Below are 19703 nucleotides of genomic sequence, written 5' to 3'. Positions count from 1 at the left end.
GGGCCGGTGAGCCGGTCACCAGCCGACGAGCCACGGCGGCGGTCCCCGGTGGACCCGACCGCTGGCGCCCGGCGGGTCGCGGCTGGCTGGGCGGTCTACGGCAAGCAGGCCGGCGCCTCGGATGACTACGCGGTGCAGCGCGCGAGCAACGCGTACTTCAGCCGGGCCGACTACGACAGCATTCTTCGCCGCTTCGGTCCCGGTACGCCACCACCGCGGGCCAGCCGGCCGGGCGCCGCCGCCCTGCCCTGGGCCACCGTCAGTTACGCCCCGCTGAACCCGCTCGCGGGCAGGGCTGGCGGCGCGGCCGGCGCGGAAACGGGAACGGGAACGGGAACGGCCCTGGTTACCGGCGCCGGTGGCCCGGGGCCGGTCGGCCCGGGCGTACTCGGGATCGCCGTGCGCGACTGGACAGACCTGGCCGACGCCGCCGGCCGGCGGGTGGCCGGCACGACCTACCTGTGCGCGCCGTTCGCCGCGCTCGCCGCCGTTGCCGTCGGCTACCAGGGCCTGTACGAGGCTCTGCGGCACGACCCCGAGGTGGCGGCCGCCGTCGGGCCGGACGCCGTGGGCGTGTCGCACGACCGCGACACCAGCATCGCCGTCCGCCCCGCTCCCGTCCCCGAGCCCGCGGCGCCGGCGGCCGTGGGAGACGACGTGCCGGGCGCCGTACCGCTCGGGTCCCTGGCCGGGCTCGACGCCGGCCGGATCGCCGACCGGCTGGCGGGTGAGAACTTCCGGCTCGCCGCCGGGATCGCCGCGTTGCTGCTGTGCCAGCCGGTGGCGCTCCTGGGGGCGTCGGCGGCGGGAAGCTGGGAACAGGTGGAGGAGCGTCTTGGCTTCCTCGACGCCGTCGCCGCACTGCTTCCCTACGGCCAGCGGGCGCGGCTCGTCGCCAGCACCTGGGCGGACTCGGGCACCGAGCACCGGATACGGCTCGCCTACACCGATCGGCCGCGGCCGGGCGAGGCCGAGGTGCGGTTCGCGAGCGCCGGCCGGCCGGCGAGCCTGCCCGGGCTGCCGTTCCCGGCGGCGGACTACTTCGAGCTGCTGGTCGACCTGCGGGAACGTCGCGGCCTGCCGGTCGAACAGATCATCGCCCACCTCTGGAAGCGGCAATACCGGCCCGCGCATCGGATCGCCGACCCGCTGTACGCGCTCCTGTGCCTCGCCGACCTGCCCGGCCCGGCGTTCTTCGCCGGCAGTCTCCTGACCTCGGCCAGGGCCCGGCATACGGCCCAGCTGGCCGCCGCCGCGGCCTCGGACCGTGGCCGGCAACGCGCGTTGCGGCAGCGGGCCGCCCGCGAGGACCTGACCGACACCGTCGCCCTGCTGCGCGCCCAGCGTGCGCGCGGCCGGCTGCTCGCCGGGCCGGGCAGCGGCGCGCAGGACGCGGCGGTGCTCGCCGCGCTCGCCGAGCGCGGTGATGGGCCGGCCCTGGCGCTGGAACTGGTGCGGCTGGCGGCCGAGGACGACGACCGGGCCGTCGACGCGGGCCGAGCGGCGGCCCCCGGCGCCGGTCCGGCGGCCACCGGCACCGGGGCCGACCGCTACGCGGTGCCGGCGGCCACGGCGCATACGGCGGGCTGGCTCGCGTGGCTCGGGAACGAGCCGGCGTTCGCCGGACAGCTGCGACCGTTCGCCGACGCCATCGCGGGCAGTCTCGATCAGAAGGCTTTCGGTGAGCTGTTGCGGGGGATGGACCCCGGCTACCCGCTGGTCGTGTTCCGCCTGGCCCGGCTCGCCGGCCGCGCCCAGCCACTGCGCCGGCAGGTGTGGCTGTGGCTGAGGGACACGTGGGTCGAACGACCGCCGCCCAAGGTGCCCTCCGACCTGGAGCGGGCCTGGGCGGACGAGCTGTCCAAGCTGCCGGCGCGCCACCCCCGGGAGAGCGGCGTGCCCAAGGAGGAGGCAGAGCTCGATCTTTGCGGGGTGCTCCTCGGCACCGGACCGGTCGAGGCGCTGAAGGCCCGGATGATGAGCCTGTACTGGACCGAGTACCGCGGATCCGTCCACATGCTGTTTCGCGACCTGGTCAACCGGTACGGCTCCGGCGTGGCGGGCCTACCCATCCTGGAGGCGGTGATGGACGGGCTGGCGGCCTCGTTGGACAGCGATGGCTGGCCCGAAGACTCCTACCGTGCCGACGACACGCTGATGCTGCTGGGCTGGCTGGCGCAGGATGCGATGAGTGTTTCGCCCGGCCTGGCGAAGATCGTTACCCGATACCTGGGTGCGAAGCCGAAGCCTCGTCTGCGCCATGAGACGGCGAAGACCTGGAAGATGCTGCTCGAGGCCTACGTGGTTCCGCGCAGGGACCGGTAGCGGGCAGGGCAACGGCGCGAAGCGGCGCGGGCACCCGGCCCGCGCCGCGCCGGCGTCACCACAGGTCGGGACCCTCGTCGAACCCGCCCTCCGTCGGGTCCGCGGATCGATCCCGCCTCGCCTGGCCCGGTGGCACCGGTCCGGCGGGGCGCGCCTGGTCAGCGCGGGCCGCGTCAGCGCGCGTCGCGTCAGGGCGGGCCCGGTCAGCGCGGGCCGCGTCAGCAGGAACCGGGCCTGGCCCCGCGGGTCGCTGCCGCCCACCACCCTCGGCACCGCGCGTCGCCCGTCCGCCAGCGCCGTTCGGCTCGGCGCGGTTCGGCTCGGTCGCCGGGACGCGTGGGACGAAGCCGGGTGCGTCGCCGGCGGGGCGAGCCGGGCCTGGCCTGCCGTCCGCCGGGGCGACCGGTCGCTCGGCGCCGCGTCGCGGCTGCTCGTCCCTCCTCGGCGGTGGCCACTCCCGCCGCCGCAGGTCATCCATACCGGCGCGTCCGCCAGCGCCGTTCCGCGCGTCCTCCCAGTTCTCGGGCGGCTGCCGCTGGGAGGGCGGGAGCAGGGTAGGCGCCGGCGTCGGGCCGTTCGCCAGATACTCGCCGGGGTCACGCTGGATGCGCCTGCGCTGCTCCTGGGTCCAGCGGTCGAGCGCGTCCTCGGCGAGCTTCACCTGGCTGTCGATGGTCTTGTTGGCCAGCTCCTCGATCGCGGCGTCCCGCCTGTCCCTGGCCGCCTGTGCCTCCCGCAGCGCGTCCTGGTCGTAGATCAGCGCCGCGGCCCGCTTCTGCCGGCTCTGTGCCTGGGAGATGGCGAGATGCTCCCGCTCCTCGATCTCCAGTGCCTCCTCGTACTTGTTCTTCTTCCCGAGCGACATGAACAGCTTGAACAGGATCGGCAGGCACTCGATCGCGGTGATGAACAGCAGCAGCAACAGATGGGCGGTGCGCATCGACGGACGCTCGCTGGTGAGCCTGTCCAGCGCCTCGATCCGGATCAGCAGGCCGGTGTCGTCGGCGTTCTGGTCTCGGAAACGTTTCGTGTCGGCGTCGACCGCGGTTCGCAGCGTGCGCAGTTCGGTCTCGACCCTCGTGATGTTCGCGGTGATGGAGGGACGCTCCGTCCCGGTGGAGCTGTTGTACGCCGCGAGCGCGTTGTCGTGGGCCGTGGTGTATTTGCCCTGGGCGGTCGTGAGGGCGGTCTGGGCCCGGTCCCTGATGCCGGAGAGCTGCTGGAGGTAGGGGCCGTCGCCGGGTTTGCCGGAGGCACCGATCGGGCTGCCGCAGTCTGACCGGCCAAGGTACTCACAGGTGTAGTTGTTATCGGCGGTGGTGAAGTCGTCCTGCGCCTTCTTCAGGTCGGCCTTCGCGGTCCGGACGGGCTCGTAGTCGTCCTCGTTGAACGGCTTCCCAAGATCTTGCAGCTGCTTCTTGAAGGCGGCGTCCTGCTTTTCCAACGCATCGATCCGGGCGCCGCGCTGGTCAGTGCTGGACTTCTGGATGAACGCCGCCTCCCGTTCGGCGTGGATAAAGTTGATCTCTGAACTGATCTCCGGCTGGAACATCTGCAGAACGAACGGCGTCGAGACGACGATGCCGATGAGGACGGCGAGCCCGGCGCGCGGCAGCAGGAGCAACAGGTTGCCGCGCCCGGCGGTGGCGAGCAGCCAGCGGTCGAAGCCCAGGATCGCGCAGCCCCAGAGGAAGCCGGCGATCACGCAGATCGCCACCGGCAGCTTCAGCCCCATGTGCAGCGCGAAGGACGCCGAGACGGCGGCCACCGACGAGGTGATGAACACCGAGCTGCCGAGGCCTATGTACTTCGGCCGGTCGGACGGGAAACGTTCCAGAACCTCGAGGTTCGCCGTGGAAAGCCACAACATGAACCGGCCCATGGCCCGAAACGGCGCGCCGATGAGCGGCCCGGCGCCTGTCATCGGCGGGCGCGCCTGATCTGAGCTCGATCGCATTTCTCTCAGTCCCCCGTCATTCGCGCCGCGATCGTCCCGCGCGGTCGCGCGCCGCCGCCACGGCTGGAGCTGACCGCTCCGCGGTCACCGCCACCACAGCCACCGTCGTTTTCTGCCGACGCCGGTATTCTCGTCGTCCTCGCCGCGGGCCTGATCGGCGCCTGGCTCCGCCGTCGCGTCGAGTGCCCGCACCCGCTGGAAATGCGCGTTCCACGACTGGCTCCGGCCGGGAGTGCGTCCAAACCGGCTGGTCAGCGCGGCCGATGGCTTTAGCCAACTGGACGGATGGACCGTCGGCATGCCGTCGGCTCGCTCACCCACGCTGCCCCGGGGGCTGGGCGGCCGGTACCTGGCCAGCAGTTCGTTGGGAGTGGGCGCCTCGGCGCCGAGCCAATGCGTATCGCGCCGGCCGCCGCCCAGCGCGCGGCGCGGCCAATCAGGCAGGACCAGGCCCACGGCGGGTTCGGCGAAGGTGATGGTCTGCGGGCTGAGTTCGCGGTTGGCGCCGCCGGGGCCGTGGGCCGTCAACCAGCGCCGCGGGACGTCGTCGAAAGCCACCATGACCGAGCCGATCGGGCCGTGTACGCCGTATCCTTCGAGCTCGACAGCGGTGGCGCCGATCGCGACCCAGCTAAGTTCATACGTCCTGCCACGGGGGCCGGCGCGTGGTTTTGCTTGGATGCTGGTGAAGTGGGGTGCGACGCCGCGAGCGCGGGGCATGTTCGCCATTCGGTCCCCCTCCGGACGCATCCGAGTTGGGGATCGGAATCCGTCAACCGGCCCGGGTGACTGGGCGGCTTGGCGTGTAGCCATTTCCGCTGGTCACCGGTCTGGCGGTCACCGTACCGCGTGGCGACCGTGCCGCCCGGTGATCGGGCTGCCCCGTCGAGATGCCATCCGGTGACCGTGCCGCCGTATCCCCGTCCCACAGCGTCACATCGACAGGATACGCGGGGCAGACCAACCAGAAAGCGGTCTGTTCACGCTTCCCGCCATTCATCGACCAAACAGCGCGAAACCCTACCCGGAGGTCGTAGGTTCCCTCCGTGGTCCGGATGCGTGATGGCCGGTCCAGGAGCCCTGCTCAGCCCATGACCCGCCGATCGGCTGGGTGAGGAGGTGGCGATCGTTCATACGGTCGCGCCCACCCACTCGGCGGCCGATCGGCGGGGACCGCCGGAAGCGTCGGTCCGTCGGTCCGCCTGTCAGTGCTCGTCGGTCCGTCGGTCAGTGCTGACACCGCCGGCGGTCTCGCCGAAGACGCCCTCGGTGCGGGCGAGCAGCCGCATGCCCTCGACGGTCTCGCCGTCGGTGGCGTCGGTGGCGTCGGTGATCACGCTGCCGGCGCGGCTTGTCGCCGCTGGTCGCTGTGCGCCGCTCTGCCGGATCGACGTCGGCGATCCGGCAGAGCGGCTGAACGCCCCGCGCTGACGCGGCGCGGCTCGCATACGCGTCCGTACCGGGTATCAGTCGTCGCCGAGCCCGGCCGCCTCGAAGGCGGACAGGGTTGGCGGGATGGTGGCCGTCGGGACGGTGTTGCCGATGAGGGGGTCGAGGGTCTTCAGGCCGTCGCCGGTGTTGTAGATGACGGTCTCGGCCTCGGGGTCGAGCAGGCCCTCGCGCAGCTGGCGGCGCAGGTTGGCGACGGTGACGCCGCCGGCGGTCTCGCCGAAGATGCCCTCGGTGCGGGCGAGCAGGCGCATGCCCTCGACGATCTCGTCGTCGGTGACGTCGGTGATCACGCCGCCGGTGCGCCGGGCGACGTCGAGGGCGTACGGGCCGTCGGCCGGGTTGCCGATCGAGAGCGACTTGGCGATCGTCGACGGGCGGACCGGCGCGACCGTGTCGGTGCCGCGGGCGAACGCCGCCGCGACCGGGTTGCAGCCGGCGGCCTGCGCGCCGAACACCTTGTACGGCGACTCCTCGACGAGCCCGAGCCTGATCAGCTCGCGGAACGCCTTGTCGATCTTGGTCAACAGCGAGCCGGACGCGATCGGCACGACGACCTGTTGGGGCAGGCGCCAGCCGAGCTGTTCGGCGACCTCGTAGCCGAGCGTCTTCGAGCCCTCGGCGTAGAACGGCCGGACGTTGACGTTGACGAACGCCCACTCGTACTCGTCGGCGAGCTGGCTGCACAGCTTGTTGACGTCGTCGTAGTTGCCCTTGATCGCGACGAGGGTGCCGCCGTAGACGGCGGTGGAGACGATCTTTCCGTTCTCCAGGTCCTGCGGGACCAGCACGATCGAGCGCAGGCCGGCGTGGGCGGCGTGCGCGGCGACGGAGTGCGCCAGGTTGCCGGTGGAGGCGCAGGCGACGGTGGTGAAGCCGAGGTCGCGGGCGGCCGACAGCGCGACGGAGACGACCCGGTCCTTGAAGGAGTGCGTCGGGTTGGCGCTGTCGTCCTTGACCCAGAGGGTCTTCATGCCGAGCTCGGCGGCCAGCCGCGGCGCCGGGCGCAGCGGGGTGAAGCCGGCGTCGAGGGATACGCGGCGGGCCGGGTCGTGGCCGGCGGGAAGGAGGCCGACGTAGCGCCACAGGTTGCGCGGGCCAGCCTCGATGGAGGCCCGGGTGACGCGGYGCAGCCGGTCCTCGTCGTAGGAAATCTCCAGCGGAGCGAAGCACTCGATGCAGACGTGCGAGGGTGCCAGAGGGTAGGTTGCGCCGCAGTTGCGACAGGACAGACCTACCGCTGGGTTCGCGGTGTCATCTGAGGTGAAGCCCGACTGGGCAGAGCGCTCCGGCGCAAGAGTCATTGGAACTCCTCATCTTTCCCGGGGCCGCCATGGCACCACGGGTCGGAATTGGCACCTGCCGCGGAGGTGCGCTCGCGTCGTCCGGTTGCCCTGCCTGTCCCGTCGCGCGGAGCGCGACACTGGGTCCAGGGGCCGCCTCCCAGGGGGAGATACGGCTAGGACGAACCGCCCGAAGGGCGGCGAGCACACTCATCCGCTCGGTTGCCGGGGCTTCACTGGGCCGTTCCCTCTGCCCCTCTGGATGAGCCATCTTCAGTTGTGTCTCCGTACTGTAGACCGACGCACCTCCGAGCGCACCGCACTTCTTGGCGTATGCACTGTGACGCCGCTTGCGTCCTAGCGCTCGCCCGGGCATCGGCGGGCCCTCTTGGCGGATGCTGTCCCGTGGGACTGCCGGCCTGAGCGCGAGCCCACCGGAGGTCCACCAGCGTCGCTGGGACATTGCAGATCCAGGCCTGTGGCCGCGGGGCCGACGATGATCGGACCGCGCGACCAGTGGGCCCTCGGGAGGAGCCGCGCACGTGAGTGTCCGTGTCGTCTACACCGACCTCGACGGGACCATGGTCGGGCCAAAGGGCTCGTTCTTCCTGGCCGAAGCGTCTCCCGACGACGCGCTGCGCGGATCTCCGGGGACGTTGACGCTCGCGGCCGCGCAGGCGCTGCTCGACCTGCACACCGCCGGCATCGTGCTGGTCCTGGTCAGCGGGCGGACGCGGCCGCAGCTCGTCGAGGCCGCGGCGATCTTCGGCGCCGACGGCTTCATCGGTGAGCTTGGCGCCATCGTCGGCTGGGACCAGGGCCGCCAGAGCGAGATCCTGCGCGGCGCCATGCCCGAGCGTTTCAGCCAGGTGCCCGAGGACCTGCTGCACGAGCTGATCGCCGCTCATCCGGGCCGCCTGGAACTACACACCCCGTGGCACACCGGGCGTGAGCTGGACGTGATGTTCCGCGGCAAGGTCGACATCGCCGCCACCGACGCCTGGCTGCGCGCCGCCGGCTATGGCTGGCTCTCGCTGCGCGACAACGGGCTGATCGCGCCCGCCCACATGCCGGACCTCGGCGTCAACCCGCACGTCTACCACCTCGTGCCCGACGGCGTGGGCAAGGGCGAGGCGGTCGCCTGGGATCTCAAACGGMGCGGCATCGACCCGTCGGACGCCATCGCGATCGGAGACTCCGCCAGCGACCTGAGCATGGCCAGCCACGTCGGCCAGATGCATCTGGTCGCCAACGCCCTGCGCCACCCGGACATCGCGGGCCTGCTGCCCGCGTACGACAACGTCGTCGTCGAGAAGGAGCCGGTGACCCTCGGCTGGGCGAGCGCCGTCCGCGCTGCGGTCGCGACCTGGCAGTCCCCACCGATCGGGTAGGGGCTGCCCCGGTCCCGATCAGTCTGCGCGACCGCCGATTAGCGGGAGTAGCGGGACCTCCGCGGGCGGGGCGGCCGGAAGGGCGGCCAGCTGTTGGCGGAACCAGTCGCCGGGAGGGAGCCTGGCGGCGAGCGTGGCGAGGTGGCGGGCGCGTCGGCGGCGTTCGGCGGTCGGCATGCGCAGGGCAGCGTCCATCGCTTCGGCGGTCTCGGTCACGTCGTACGGGTTGACCACCAGCGCGTCCGCGGCCAGCTCCGCGTAGGCACCGGCCTCCCGGGAGAGAACCAGCGCGACGTCGCGACCGGAAATCGTGGGGCCTTCCTTGGCGACGAGGTTCATGCCGTCGCGAATGGGGTTCACGACGAGGACGTCCGCCAATGTCAGCGCCGCCAGCGAGCGTGGGTAGTCGTCGGTCACCTCGAGGCGCAGCGGCAGCCAGCCGTCGGTGGCGAACTCGTCCTCGATCTCGGTCGCGATCCGCTGCACGGCCGCCGTGTACTCGCGGTACTCGGGCAGGTCGTGCCGGGAGGGGTAGGCGCAGACCAGGTGGGTCACGCGCCCTCGCCAGACCGGATGGTTGCGCAGAAGCTCCCGATAGGCGTCCAGGCCGCGGACGATGTTCTTCGACAGTTCGGTGCGGTCGATCCGTACGATCAGCCGCCGGTCGCCGACCAGCTCGCGCAGCTCGGCCGCGCGGGTGACGACGTCCTTGGCCGCGGCCCGCGCGCGCAGCGCCACCGCGTCGACCCCGAGCGGATGGATCCCGATCCTGACTCGGTGGCCGATGTGCCCAAGGGGGGCGTTCGGCCGGGCGGCCTCGCCCTGTCCGTCCTCCTCGTCGGGCGCGGTCCGCTGCTCGACGATCGGGACGGTCTCGCCCAGGGCCGCGGGCACGGTGGCCGCGGGCACGGTGGTGATGACGGCTGGACTCTCGCCGTCGCTCGGGAGCCGGTCGTCGATCTGGATACGGTCGTCGATCTCGATCTCGTCACCGAACAGCGCGCGGGCGCAGTCGCGGAACGCCGTCGCCCAGCGAGCGGTCAGGAAGCCGAGCCGATCGGCGCCGAGCATCCCGCCGATCACCGCACGCGACACCCGATCCGGCAGGATTCGGAAGTAGTCCGGCGGTGCCCAGGGAGTGTGGGTGAAGTGCGAGATTCGCAGGTCCGGGCGCAGCTTGCGTAGCAGACCAGGTGTCAGCGTCAGGTGGTAGTCCTGGATCAGCACCGCGGCGCCGGGCGCGGCCTCGGCTGCCAGCGCCTCGGCGAACATCGCGTTGTAGGCCTCATAGGCCTCCCAGTCCCGCCAGAACACCGCGCCGAAGCTCGGCTCGGCCGCCGGCGCGAACAGCAGGTGCAGGACGAACCACAGGGTGCGGTTCGCGACCCCGTTGTAGGCCCGGTCGAACACGACGCGGTCGACGTCGAGCATCCGCACCGCAGCGCCGCCGGTGTCGAACCTCGCCCGGTCCAGCCGCCCGTCCGGCGACTCGCGCGTCGCCTTGCGGTCGGCGTCGCTGAGCGCCGCGCAGACCCACACGATGCCGGACGGGGGATCGCCGCCGTCACCGTCGGCCGCGTCCCCGAGCTCGGCGGYGGCCGCCCCGGTGCCCGCGGCGGTCGCGGCGGCGTCGCGGATGACCTCCTGCATGCCGCTGACGAGCCCGYCGCTGCCGCGCCGGGCCACCAACATGCCAGTCTCCGAGAAGGAGAAGGCGACTGGACCTCGGTTGGAGGCGACGAGCACCCGCGCGGTGCCGGCGGCCGCTGGATCAGGCCCCGCCACCGCGGCTCGGCTCAGGTATGGCACATGGGCACACTAGACGAGTAAGCCCCCGCCGTTGACCAAGTAGCGCTACACGACGGTGCCAAAAGTTAACTTGGTGGACAGGCTGCTGTGACAGGTCTGTGGACTTGGTGACGTCGGGGATTGACCTGGGTCAGCGGAGGCAGTCGGCACTCACCGCAGGCGGTTGGTGAGGACGCGCAGGAGGGCGACGACGCCGGTCGGCCCGTCGACGACCAGGTCGGCGCGGTCGCGCAGCACCGCGGGGACCTCTGGACCGTCGCTGCAGACGGTGAGGCCGGCGACGCCGGCCCGGCGCAGCTCGTCGACGGCGTCGAACGCCGGCAGGTCACCGAGGTCGTCGCCCGCGACCAGCACCGAGCGGGCGGCCCGCTCCTCGACCAGCCCGCGCAGCGCCCTGCCCTTGTCGTGGTGCGGCGGGCGCAGCTCCAGCACCTTCTTGCCCGGCGCCGCCTCGAGCCCGTGCTCCTCGGCGAGGCGGCGCAGGGCCGGCGCCAGCGCGCCGAGCGCCGCGTCCGGGTCGGCGGCGCGCCGGACATGCACCACCAGGGCCTGGACCTTGTCCTCGACGGTCACGCCAGGCGGTGCGTCGCGCAGCACCTCGGGCAGCAGCGCGCGCACGGCGGCGACCCCCGGCAGCGGCTCGGGGCTGCTCGTCACCCCGGTCGCGCCGTCCCAGCGCTGCAGCCCGTACTGACCGAGGACCGTCAGGTTGGTGAGCGCCTTCGCGGGCGTCTCCGGCGCGGCGCCGTTGCCGGCGGTGGCCTTCCTCCTGGCACCGCCGTTCTCGGCTCCGTTGCGCGGCGCGAGGCCGGTGAGCTCGAGGACCGCGTCCACCGGCCGGCCGGTGATGATCGCGCACGTGCCCACCCGGTCCGCGAGCGCCCGCAGGGCGTCCACCGCGCCCGGGGCGGGCACCGCGTCCGACGGCCGGGACACGATCGGCGAGAGCGTGCCGTCGTAGTCCAGTGCCACCAGCGCGGTCTCCGGCGCCGTGATCAGCGCGGCGAGCCCCGCGCCACCGGCCGGGGTGCGTGGGGCGGGGGTGGGAACAGTTGTCATGACGCTGCCTCAGTTGGGCCTACCTGGGCGACCATGGCAACAAGTGTGCCGGTGGCGTCAGATCGGCCACGCACCGACCACCCAACGAGACCTCAGAGTAACCACACCTGTCGCCTCTCCCGCCCCACTGGGCGGCTTCCCCCGCCGCCTCGTCCGCGAGGTCGTGCAGGATGCCGGGCTGGTCAGGGGATGCCCGGGCGCGGCCAGCGCGAGCGTCAGGGCCTGGGGCTGGGATTGGGGTAGTACTTGGTGATGACGAGGAGGAGCGTGTCGTGCTCGCCTGCCGGGCGTACCAGATCGGCCGGGTMGACCTTGCGGACCTCGTCGATGCCGGGAACGAGGCGCTGCAGGGTGCGTGCCGCCGGCAGCAGGTCGTCCTTCTCGTAGAGGACGACGGTGCGGGGGACGTTGATCGAGCCTCCCCAACCACCGATGCGCGTCACCGTGAAGCCGGCCGCCTCGACGCGTGAGCGGGCGTCCGAGGCGAGTCCCTCGACCTTGGAGTTGTTGAGGATCACGACCGGGGCGAAGGCTTGTTCACCGCCGGCCGGGGTCGGCGGGCGGGTGGCGGGTGTGGCCGGCGCCGAGGTGGTGGTGGGGGCGGCCGACGGGGTGGCGGTGGGGCTCGCGGTCGGGCTGGCGGTCGCGGAGGCGCTGGCCGTGGTGGTGGTCGCCGTGGTGGTGGTCGCCGACGGGCGGGCGGTGGCCTGGTCGGCGTCGTCATCGGGGTTGTGCAGCAGGTTCACCAGCAGGATGCCGGCGCTGACCGCGAGAATGGCGATCAGGGCGCCCCACAGCCCGCGCGGCCCGCGGCTGGGCGGTGGCCGGCGCCGGCCACCGCCACCGCTGCCCGTGGCGCCGCCGGAGCTGGAGGCGCTGCCAGCGGCGCCCGCGGTCCCGGCGGTTCCCGCGGTCCCGGTGCCGCCGCGGGCGGCGCCGGCGCGCGGGGCGGGTGTCGGGTCGGTTTCGCTCATGCCCGGTCGGCTGGCTGGGAGCCGCTCGCGGACGCGGACGCGGTCGGCGTGGCCGGGGACCAGCCCTGGCGGCGGGCGGCGCGCAGGCGGGACAGGCGGCCGACCAGCATGGGCTCGGCGGCCAGGGCCGCGGGGGATTCGATCAGCACGTTGAGAAGCTGGTAATAGCGCGCGGGGGACAGGCCGAACTCGGCGCGGATGGCCTCGTCCTTGGCAGCCGGGTACCGCCAGGTGCGCTGCTCGAACCGCAGCACCCGGGTGTCGCGCTCCGACAGCCCTGGCACGGTTGGTTCGGACGTCCCGGCGACCGCTGTCGGCTCGCCGTCATCCATGGCCCAACCCCCTTCGGCCCGTAGGTGCCGCGGGTCCCGCGTCGACGGGACCGCTCCAGTCGCCTGATTCCCGCGAACGCGGCTATCAGGCTGGACGTCACTATTTCACCCCCTGGCCCCGACAAACCGGGGAGCCCCCACCAGCCCTCCGATGTCAGGATCTGGCCGGGCCGGGCCGGGCCAGTGGCGGGCGGCGCGGGCAGGAAACGGTGAGCGGCGGCTGGTGGGCGAGCGGTGGGTCACTGGTCCGGAAGGCGCTTGCCGCACCATCGGTCGGCGCCGCCGGGGTCCTTGACCAGTTCGTAGTCGGTGCCCTGGTCGTTGACCCGCACGAACGTGTAGCAGAGGTTCAGCTGTCCCCAGTTCTTGAAGTCGACCGGGCCGGGCAGGAGGCCACCCGCGTTGTAGTCGGTGACGCCGCGCAGGGTCCTGATGTAGCTGGCGCGGGTCGGGCAGGCGGGGCCCCGGAGCAGGCCGGTCAGGAAGATGTCGGTGCTGAGGTAGGCGATGAGGGCGAGCTCCTGGTCCGGCGGCTGCAGCTCCGGTGCGTAGGCGCGCATCGCGTCGATGTAGAGGTCGTGGGCGGGAGTTCGGTTCAGGAAAGGCACATAGTTCATGTAGGTGTACAGGCCGGCGATGGTCGCGCCCTTCTCCTGGAGCACCCCGCGGTCGTAGCCGGCGGCCGACAGGAAGACCTTCACCACGGCGCCCGCCTCGTGCGCTCCTGCCATGACCTCGCTGGTGTCCGCGGCGGACAGGGCGCCGGCGACCGTGTCCACGCCGGCGTTCTTCAGCTGCTCGCCGAGCTGGCTCCGGCTGGTGTGGGTCGGGTTGTAGATGAACTTCGTCGGGGACACCTCGATGCCCGCCGCCCGCAGGCTGTCGGTGACCTTCTCGCTGATCTGGTTGGAGACCTGGTCGGTGTCGCTGAGCACGATGGCGGCCTTCGTGCCGCCCCGGGCCTTGACGAAGGTGCCGAACGTGTCGACCGACGGGCCACTGGTGATCACGTAGGCGTGGGCGAACATGTTGTCGTAGAAGTGCTCAGCCCAGATTGCCTCAGCCGGCAGGCCCGCCACCGGGACCTCCTGCTCGTGCAGATAGTCGGCGCCGCCCGCGGCGGCGGTCGTCGACTCGACCACCCCGAAGACGTGCTCGTTCTCGACGAGGTCGCGCATCGCCTCGAGGTTCTGGGCCCCGCTGCCGACGTCGTCCCGCCATGCGAACGTGAGTTTTCGGCCGTGGATCCCGCCGGCTGCGTTCTGTTGCTCGACCCGGGCGACGAATCCGGAGCGGGCCGCGCCCAGGGCCTGGGCCAGCGGCCCGGTGTCGGGATAGACCCAGCCGAGTTTGATCGAGTCGGGGCTGAAACCGGGGGTGGTGCAGGGCGCCGGGCCGGTGGCGGCGCTGCCTGAGGTCCCGCAGCCGGCCAGGAGGGCGGTGGCCATGGTGACCGCGGCGAACAGCGCGGTTCTTCGCAACCGGGTCGGCGGCTGTAACCGGCCCGGGCTTTGTAACCGGGTCGGGCGTTTCGGCCGGACGGCCCGGGACCGGGTACGCGAATGGCGCATACGAGACGCTCCTTACCTCCTGGCCGGATTCCGGCAGACGATAGTCGGACCGATGATCGCGACGTGAGGTACCCCGGTGTTTTCCGAGTTCTGGAGAGTCCCGGTTGATGCTGAATTAATGATTGGCCCCCGTTCGGGGGCCTGGACCACGTCGCGCGGGCTACGGTGGGTCCGTGGCCCGCAGGTTCACCCGCACCACCGAKGACTTCGACTGCCTGGTGTGCGGTACCCCGGTACGGGGCGACGGCTACACCAACCACTGCCCGCGGTGCCTGTGGTCCCGGCACGTCGACGTCCAGCCGGGTGACCGGGAGGCCGGCTGCGGCGGCCTGATGCGCCCGGTCGGGGTCGAGGCCCGCGCCCATGACACGGTGCTCACCCATGTCTGCGAGCGCTGCGGCCACCGGCGGCGCAACCGGGCCTCGCCCGTGGACGATCAGCAGGCCCTGCTGCGCCTGGCGGCCGAGGCGGCGAGCGCGGCCCTCGCCGGCGGCATCGACGGCGCCGTGGCGAGGTCCGCCGCCAGCGCCAGGGAGCGGCGCCGGCGGCGATAGCGATCCCTCAGGGGTAGAGGCCGCGGGTGCGGTGTGCCTCGGCGACCCTGCCGACGCCGATGACGTGCGCCGCCTCGCGCAGCGTCAGCCCGCGTTCGGTGGCGAGCCGGGACACCTGGGCGTAGGCACGCTCCATCAGCTCGGCCAGCCGTTCGTTCACCTGGTCCTCGGACCAGAAGTAGGCCTGCAGATCCTGCACCCACTCGAAGTACGAGACGGCGACCCCACCGCCGTTGGCCAGGATGTCCGGCACCACGACGACGCCGTTGTCGGCCAGGATCGGGTCGGCCTGCGCCGTCACCGGGCCGTTGGCGCCCTCGACGATCATCCTGGCGCGGATCCGCGGGGCGTTCTGGGCCGTCACCACACCCTCGAGCGCCGCCGGCACCAGCACGTCCACGTCGAGCTCCAGCAGCTCGGCGTTGGTCAGGGTGTCGGTGCCGGGGTAGCCGACGACCGTGTCGGCGCCACGGGCGAGGTGGCGGATGAGCGCCGTCGGGTTGAGCCCGCGCGGGTTGTAGACGCCGCCCTTCACGTCGGACACGGCGACCACCCGGCAGCCCGCGTCGTGCAGGTACTGCGAGGCGAGCGCGCCGACCTTGCCGAAGCCCTGCACGGCGACGGTGATGCCCTTCGGGTCGACGCCGCGTTCACGCAGCGCGGCGAACATCGCGAGCTGGACGCCGCGGCTGGTGGCGCCCGCCCGCCCGGCGGAGCCGCCGACGGCCAGGGGCTTGCCGGTCACCACGCCGTGGGTCGTGTGGCCGGTGTGCGTCGAGTAGGTGTCCATGATCCAGGCCATGGTCTGCTCGTCCGTGCCGACATCCGGGGCCGGAATGTCCTTCTCCGGTCCGATCAGTGGCACCAGCTCGGCGGCGTAGCGGCGGGTCATCCGTTCCCGCTCGCGGTCGGAGAGCATGCGCGGCTCCACCGCGATCCCGCCTTTGGCACCGCCGTACGGAATTCCCATCAGCGCGCATTTCCAGGTCATCCACATGGCGAGCGCCTTGACCTCGTCGAGGTCGGTGGACGGATGAAAGCGGATGCCGCCCTTGGCTGGCCCTCGCGCCAGGTTGTGCTGAACCCGGTATCCCGTCAGCACCAGCAGCTGCCCGTCGTCGCGCTGCAGCGGGACGCTGACCGTGACCGACCGCCGCGGCATGCGCAGCAGGTCGTGCAGTCCGTCGTCTAGTCCCAGGTGCCGCGCGGCGTCCGCAAGCTGGACGCAGGCGGTGTCCCAGGGTGATGCCCCGAGGCTCACTGGCCCTCCTATGTGGCCCGCGGGGACGAAGACCCGCCGCGAGAGCCACCCGGCAGGTAGGCGCGCCGGGCGAGCCCGCGACCTACCTGACCGGCTCCACCGATCCGGGACCTCCCAGCAGATCCGCCGGCGGACCCCCGGATCGGCGGACCGATCCGGGGGCCGCCGGCGGGAACCCCGTGAACTCCGTGGCGGGAGAGCCCCCGCGAGCGCATCGCCGTTGATGCACTAAGTCACGCACGGTACCCGCCTTGAGCGATCCCCTCCACGCGGCCCGGCGTGGTCGGCCGGTACGGTCCGCGATATGCGCCCTGATTCGCCACGGCGAGACAACGCGTGGGCGGCGCGCGCCGTGGCCGCTCGTCGCCGGACGGCAGGGAAGATCGCTCCTCGCGCGGCGGTGGCCGACTTCGAGACACGGTCGGTGGCGTGGTGAAGGACATGGAGCGTGTCGTCCCCGAGCGTGTCGCCGATCTCGCCGCGCACGGCGGCGGCGCGGTGCCGCCCGCGGGCGTCGGCGAGAGCCGCGGCTGGTCCGCCCGGGCCATGGGCAGGTGGCGTGAACCGTGGTCGCGGCGGCGGTTGTGGACCTTCTGGGCGGCCAGCCGGGCCGTTCTGCTGACGTTGGTCTTCGCCGGCCGGGTGCTCGGCGCCCAGCAGGGCGTCCTCGGCGACGTCCGCCTCTACGCCGGCTGGGGGGAGGCGTTCGTCCACAGCCACGGCCTGCCGGTCGCCGACGAGACCTGGCAGTACCCGCCGGGCGCGGTCCTCGTCTTCGCTGTCCCGGCGCTCGTCCACGCCGTCGTGGGCCTGTCCTACCGGGTCGGCTTCCCGCTGTTCATGGTCGCCATCGACGCCGCGGTCACCGCCGCCCTCGCCCGTGCCGGCGGGCGACCGGGACTGCCGGGGCCCGGGGCGCGGATCTGGCTGGTGGGCACCCTGCTGCTCGGGCCGGTGACGCTCGCCCGGTTCGACCTCGTGCCCGCGGCCTGCGTCGTCGCGGGGCTGCTCGCTCTCGGCGCCGGGCGGCCCGGCCGGACGGGCTTCGCCGCGATGGTCGGCACCCTGGTCAAGGCCTGGCCCGCCTTCCTTCTGGTCGCCGTCGGCCGGCCTTCGGCCCGCGCCCTGGCGCGGATGGCCGTCGGGGCGGCCGTCGCCGTCGCCGCCGTGGGGCTGGCGCTCGTCGCGGCCGGGGCGGGTGGCGACCTGCTCGGTTTCCTCGGCGCCCAGCGAGCCCGGGGCCTGCAGCTGGAGGCCGTGCCGGCAACCGTGCTCGTCGTCATCCGGATGTTCGGAGCCGGCGAGACGGCTCGGTACTCCTACGGCTCGCTGCAGTTCGGCGACTCCACCGCCCGCACGGTCGCGACCGTCTGCACCGTGGTCGAGCTGGTGGTGGTCGCGGCCGTCGTCGTCCGCTGGTGGCTGCTGCCCGCCAGAACGCCCGCCGCGGCCGGTGCCGCCCGCGCCCCGGCCGACGCCTCGGCCGGCTGGGCGGTGATCGTCTGCGACCGGCTGCTGGCGCTGCTGCTCGTCGTGCTCGTGACGTCACGGGTGCTCAGCCCGCAGTACCTGCTCTGGGTGCTGGCGGTCGCCGTCACCGGCGTCGCCCTCGCGGCCGGGACCGGGAGCGACGCCAGGGCCGGGGCCGGAGCCGATCCGGCGACGTCCGAGGTCGGCCGGGACGCCCGCGGGCGGCGGCGGACGTGTCTGGTCATGCTGCTGGCGGTGGTCGCGATCAGCCAGCTGGTCTACCCGTGGCGTTACAACGACGTCATCCAGGGCCGGGTGGTGATGAGCCTGGTCCTCGTGGGGCGCAACGCGCTGCTGCTCGTCGCCACCTGGCACGCCGTCCGGGTCAGTCTGGCGCGGCCCGGTGGTGAGCCCGTCGCGTCGCCACGGCGCCGGTGGCCGTGACGAGCGCGGCCGCGACGGCCAGCGTCACCACCAGCGGGGCCGGGAAGGCCGGCCCGTGCGGACCGAGCAGCCGCCACGTCTGCGCCAGCGGAGACAGCGTCGCCCCGCACAGCAACACCGAGGTGAAGCACACGACCGCCACGCCGGCCCGGCAACGCCTCCGGGCGGGCCCCGCCGCGTCCCGTGTCCGGACGTGCTCGTCGGCGATGAGGACGGCGAGCATCGGCAGAGCCGGGCCGAGGTACCAGGGGTAGAGCACCGGGCTGCCGATCGCCACCGCGAACCCGCCGATCCCCAGCACGGCGAGCCCATCCCGGTCGCCGGCCGTGGCCGCGGAGGTCCGCGGGCGCCGCCAGGCCCGCCACAGCAGGACAGCGACGACCGCCGCGGCGGCCGCGAGGGTCACGGCGCGGCAGTCGGTCAGCAGGGCCGAATCGCGCCCAGCCGGGACACGCCAGCCCACCAGGCCCGCCCCGGCCGCGACGAGGGTGGCGAGGAGCGACGCGGGCGCGATCCCGGTCGTCAGCTCGCCCGAGGTGGCCAGTGCCTTGATCCAGGTCGGCGGGAACCCGCTGGCCAGCACGCTCAGCCCGAGCACCGCCGCCGCCACGGCCAGGTCGACCGCCACGGCCGCCGCCGCGAGCCACCACCGGTTCCCAGCCGCGGCCCGGCTACCCGGGCCGACGGCCGGCGGTTCCGAAGCCGCCGGTCCCGGAGCCGTCGGCCGGGGCGCGTCCGAAGCCGGGGCGAGCCGCATGGCGTCGCGGGCGTGCGCCACGACCAGCCAGGCGAGTCCGAGCAGAGCCGTCACCTTGATCATGCCCGCGAAGCAGGCCAGCGCCGTCGCCGCCACCGCGGCGCCGGAGACGACCCGGCGGGCGTTCCCGCCGAAAGGCCCTCCACTCGGCTCTACCCCCGGCCCTCCGGCCGGTCTCTCGATGGGAACGTCGTCGCCGGCCCGGCGTCGATCGATCAGCAGCGCCCCGGCCAGCGCGGCGGCGGCCAGCGCGTCCAGGTGCATCCCGCCGACGAGGTGGATCACCGTCACCGGATTCGCGGCCACGAGCGCGAGCACGACGGCCCTGGCGAGGGCGCCGTCCCCCGCGCCGTCCCGGTGGCCCTGGCGGCGGCCCTCGCCGGCCGGGCCGGCGGTGCGCGGCAGGCGGCCGACCAGGCGGACGGCGCACGCGACCATCACCACCACCGCGACGACCGCGACGACCCGCAACGTCACCAGTGCCGTCGTCGGCCCGCCGCCGAGCAGATGGCCAACCGTCGCGGCGAACCTCTCCACGGCCACCGCTCCGCCGCCGTACGGCGTGTGCGTGTCCCGCCAGCGTGGGTCGACGGCGTCGCTGAACGCGGCGCCCAGGGTTCCAGCCGGATGGGGGGAGCCGGTGCCGGGCGCCGGTCCGCCGGCCGCCAGGGCAGCCACCCCGTGGGTCGCCGGGTCGAGGCCACGCCGGGCGAGCTCGCCCTGCGCCGCGTAGGCGTAGGCGTCCCGGCTGAACAGCGGCGGGCCGAGCGCGAACGGCAGGGCCCAGGTGAGGGCGGCCGCCAGCGCGGCGCGCGGACCCGCCCGACCGGACAAGGCTCGCCGGACCAGGGTGATCCAGCACACGCACAGGGCGATGACCGCGAGTGCGGCGATACCGGCAAGGGCGCCCCTTGTGGTGCCGGTGGGCGGAGTGGATGGGAGAATGCCCCACCAGGGTGTCGGGTCGATTGCGCGCGGATCACGTGGCCCGAGCCGGCCCTCCGCAGTAACAGCCGCAATGGCCGCACCAGTGCCCGCGACGACCAGCCAGACAGTCGCGGAACCGG

At 73.2% G+C, this 19703-nt stretch carries 15 protein-coding genes and 1 riboswitch; of the genes, 4 read left to right on the top strand and 11 right to left on the bottom strand.

Features of this window, described 5'->3' with window-relative positions:
- The first annotated feature begins 6 nt into the window (after positions 1–6).
- On the top strand, positions 7–2325 hold the full coding sequence (locus tag BCD49_RS07130; protein WP_131803396.1) for a hypothetical protein: 2319 nt from the start codon (positions 7–9) through the stop codon (positions 2323–2325).
- Between the two features lie 55 nt (positions 2326–2380).
- Here BCD49_RS07130 and BCD49_RS07125 read toward each other — a convergent pair whose 3' ends face one another.
- The 4 genes from BCD49_RS07125 to thrC all read right to left on the bottom strand — a co-directional run bounded on the left by BCD49_RS07125 (position 2381) and on the right by thrC (position 7035).
- Positions 2381–4249 carry a DUF4407 domain-containing protein gene (locus BCD49_RS07125; RefSeq protein WP_007518907.1) on the bottom strand — a complete coding sequence of 623 codons (1869 nt, stop codon included), beginning with the start codon at positions 4247–4249 and terminating at the stop codon, positions 2381–2383.
- Between the two features lie 117 nt (positions 4250–4366).
- Positions 4367–5011 (bottom strand): hypothetical protein, encoded by a 645-nt coding sequence (locus BCD49_RS07120; RefSeq protein ID WP_007518906.1) that lies wholly within the window; start codon positions 5009–5011, stop codon positions 4367–4369.
- A 476-nt stretch (positions 5012–5487) separates the two neighbouring features.
- The gene (locus BCD49_RS45815) at positions 5488–5619 is read right to left on the bottom strand and encodes a hypothetical protein (protein ID WP_269799812.1); all 132 of its coding nucleotides are present in this window, start codon (positions 5617–5619) and stop codon (positions 5488–5490) included.
- A 129-nt stretch (positions 5620–5748) separates the two neighbouring features.
- The gene (gene thrC / locus BCD49_RS07115) at positions 5749–7035 is read right to left on the bottom strand and encodes a threonine synthase (protein WP_071041295.1); all 1287 of its coding nucleotides are present in this window, start codon (positions 7033–7035) and stop codon (positions 5749–5751) included.
- 6 nt (positions 7036–7041) lie between these two features.
- A riboswitch (SAM riboswitch) is annotated at positions 7042–7283 on the bottom strand.
- A 273-nt stretch (positions 7284–7556) separates the two neighbouring features.
- On the opposite strand from thrC, the gene BCD49_RS07110 reads away from it, so the two are divergent.
- Entirely contained in the window at positions 7557–8405 is an 849-nt protein-coding gene (locus BCD49_RS07110) for an HAD family hydrolase (RefSeq protein WP_071041294.1), read from the top strand.
- An 18-nt stretch (positions 8406–8423) separates the two neighbouring features.
- On the opposite strand, the gene BCD49_RS07105 is transcribed toward BCD49_RS07110, so the two are convergent.
- The 5 genes from BCD49_RS07105 to BCD49_RS07085 all read right to left on the bottom strand — a co-directional run bounded on the left by BCD49_RS07105 (position 8424) and on the right by BCD49_RS07085 (position 14060).
- Positions 8424–10097 carry an alpha,alpha-trehalose-phosphate synthase (UDP-forming) gene (locus BCD49_RS07105; RefSeq protein ID WP_083401340.1) on the bottom strand — a complete coding sequence of 558 codons (1674 nt, stop codon included), beginning with the start codon at positions 10095–10097 and terminating at the stop codon, positions 8424–8426.
- Between the two features lie 267 nt (positions 10098–10364).
- Positions 10365–11273, bottom strand: coding sequence for a trehalose-phosphatase (locus tag BCD49_RS07100; protein ID WP_007518901.1), 909 nt, complete (start codon positions 11271–11273; stop codon positions 10365–10367).
- Between the two features lie 215 nt (positions 11274–11488).
- Positions 11489–12247: a LytR C-terminal domain-containing protein gene (locus tag BCD49_RS43445; protein ID WP_083401317.1), complete on the bottom strand. Its 759-nt coding sequence runs from the start codon at positions 12245–12247 to the stop codon at positions 11489–11491.
- On the bottom strand, positions 12244–12579 hold the full coding sequence (locus BCD49_RS07090; protein ID WP_007518899.1) for a DUF3263 domain-containing protein: 336 nt from the start codon (positions 12577–12579) through the stop codon (positions 12244–12246). Before BCD49_RS07090 ends, BCD49_RS43445 begins: the two co-directional genes overlap by 4 nt.
- 239 nt (positions 12580–12818) lie before the next feature.
- Positions 12819–14060, bottom strand: coding sequence for an ABC transporter substrate-binding protein (locus tag BCD49_RS07085; RefSeq protein WP_035924434.1), 1242 nt, complete (start codon positions 14058–14060; stop codon positions 12819–12821).
- A gap of 263 nt (positions 14061–14323) precedes the next feature.
- Between BCD49_RS07085 and BCD49_RS07080 the strand changes: the two genes are divergently transcribed.
- Positions 14324–14704, top strand: coding sequence for an RNHCP domain-containing protein (locus BCD49_RS07080; RefSeq protein WP_071041293.1), 381 nt, complete (start codon positions 14324–14326; stop codon positions 14702–14704).
- Between the two features lie 7 nt (positions 14705–14711).
- On the opposite strand, the gene BCD49_RS07075 is transcribed toward BCD49_RS07080, so the two are convergent.
- Positions 14712–15965, bottom strand: a complete 1254-nt coding sequence (locus BCD49_RS07075) for a Glu/Leu/Phe/Val family dehydrogenase (RefSeq protein WP_007518896.1) — start codon at positions 15963–15965, stop codon at positions 14712–14714.
- Positions 15966–16406: 441 nt separating this feature from the next.
- Here BCD49_RS07075 and BCD49_RS07070 point away from each other — a divergent pair, with 441 nt between their 5' ends.
- Positions 16407–17879 (top strand): glycosyltransferase 87 family protein, encoded by a 1473-nt coding sequence (locus BCD49_RS07070; protein WP_106410151.1) that lies wholly within the window; start codon positions 16407–16409, stop codon positions 17877–17879.
- Here the strand turns inward: BCD49_RS07070 and mptB are convergent.
- The gene (gene mptB, locus BCD49_RS07065; RefSeq protein WP_157845183.1) at positions 17821–19470 is read right to left on the bottom strand and encodes a polyprenol phosphomannose-dependent alpha 1,6 mannosyltransferase MptB; all 1650 of its coding nucleotides are present in this window, start codon (positions 19468–19470) and stop codon (positions 17821–17823) included. The genes BCD49_RS07070 and mptB overlap by 59 nt on opposite strands.
- Between the last annotated feature and the right edge of the window lie 233 nt (positions 19471–19703).

Origin of the sequence: Pseudofrankia sp. EUN1h (assembly GCF_001854645.1) — a bacterium.
Lineage (GTDB): Bacteria > Actinomycetota > Actinomycetes > Frankiales > Frankiaceae > Pseudofrankia > Pseudofrankia saprophytica.
The sequence above is the reverse complement of the archived record's forward strand: the minus strand, read 5'-3'. Positions and strand labels throughout refer to the sequence as shown.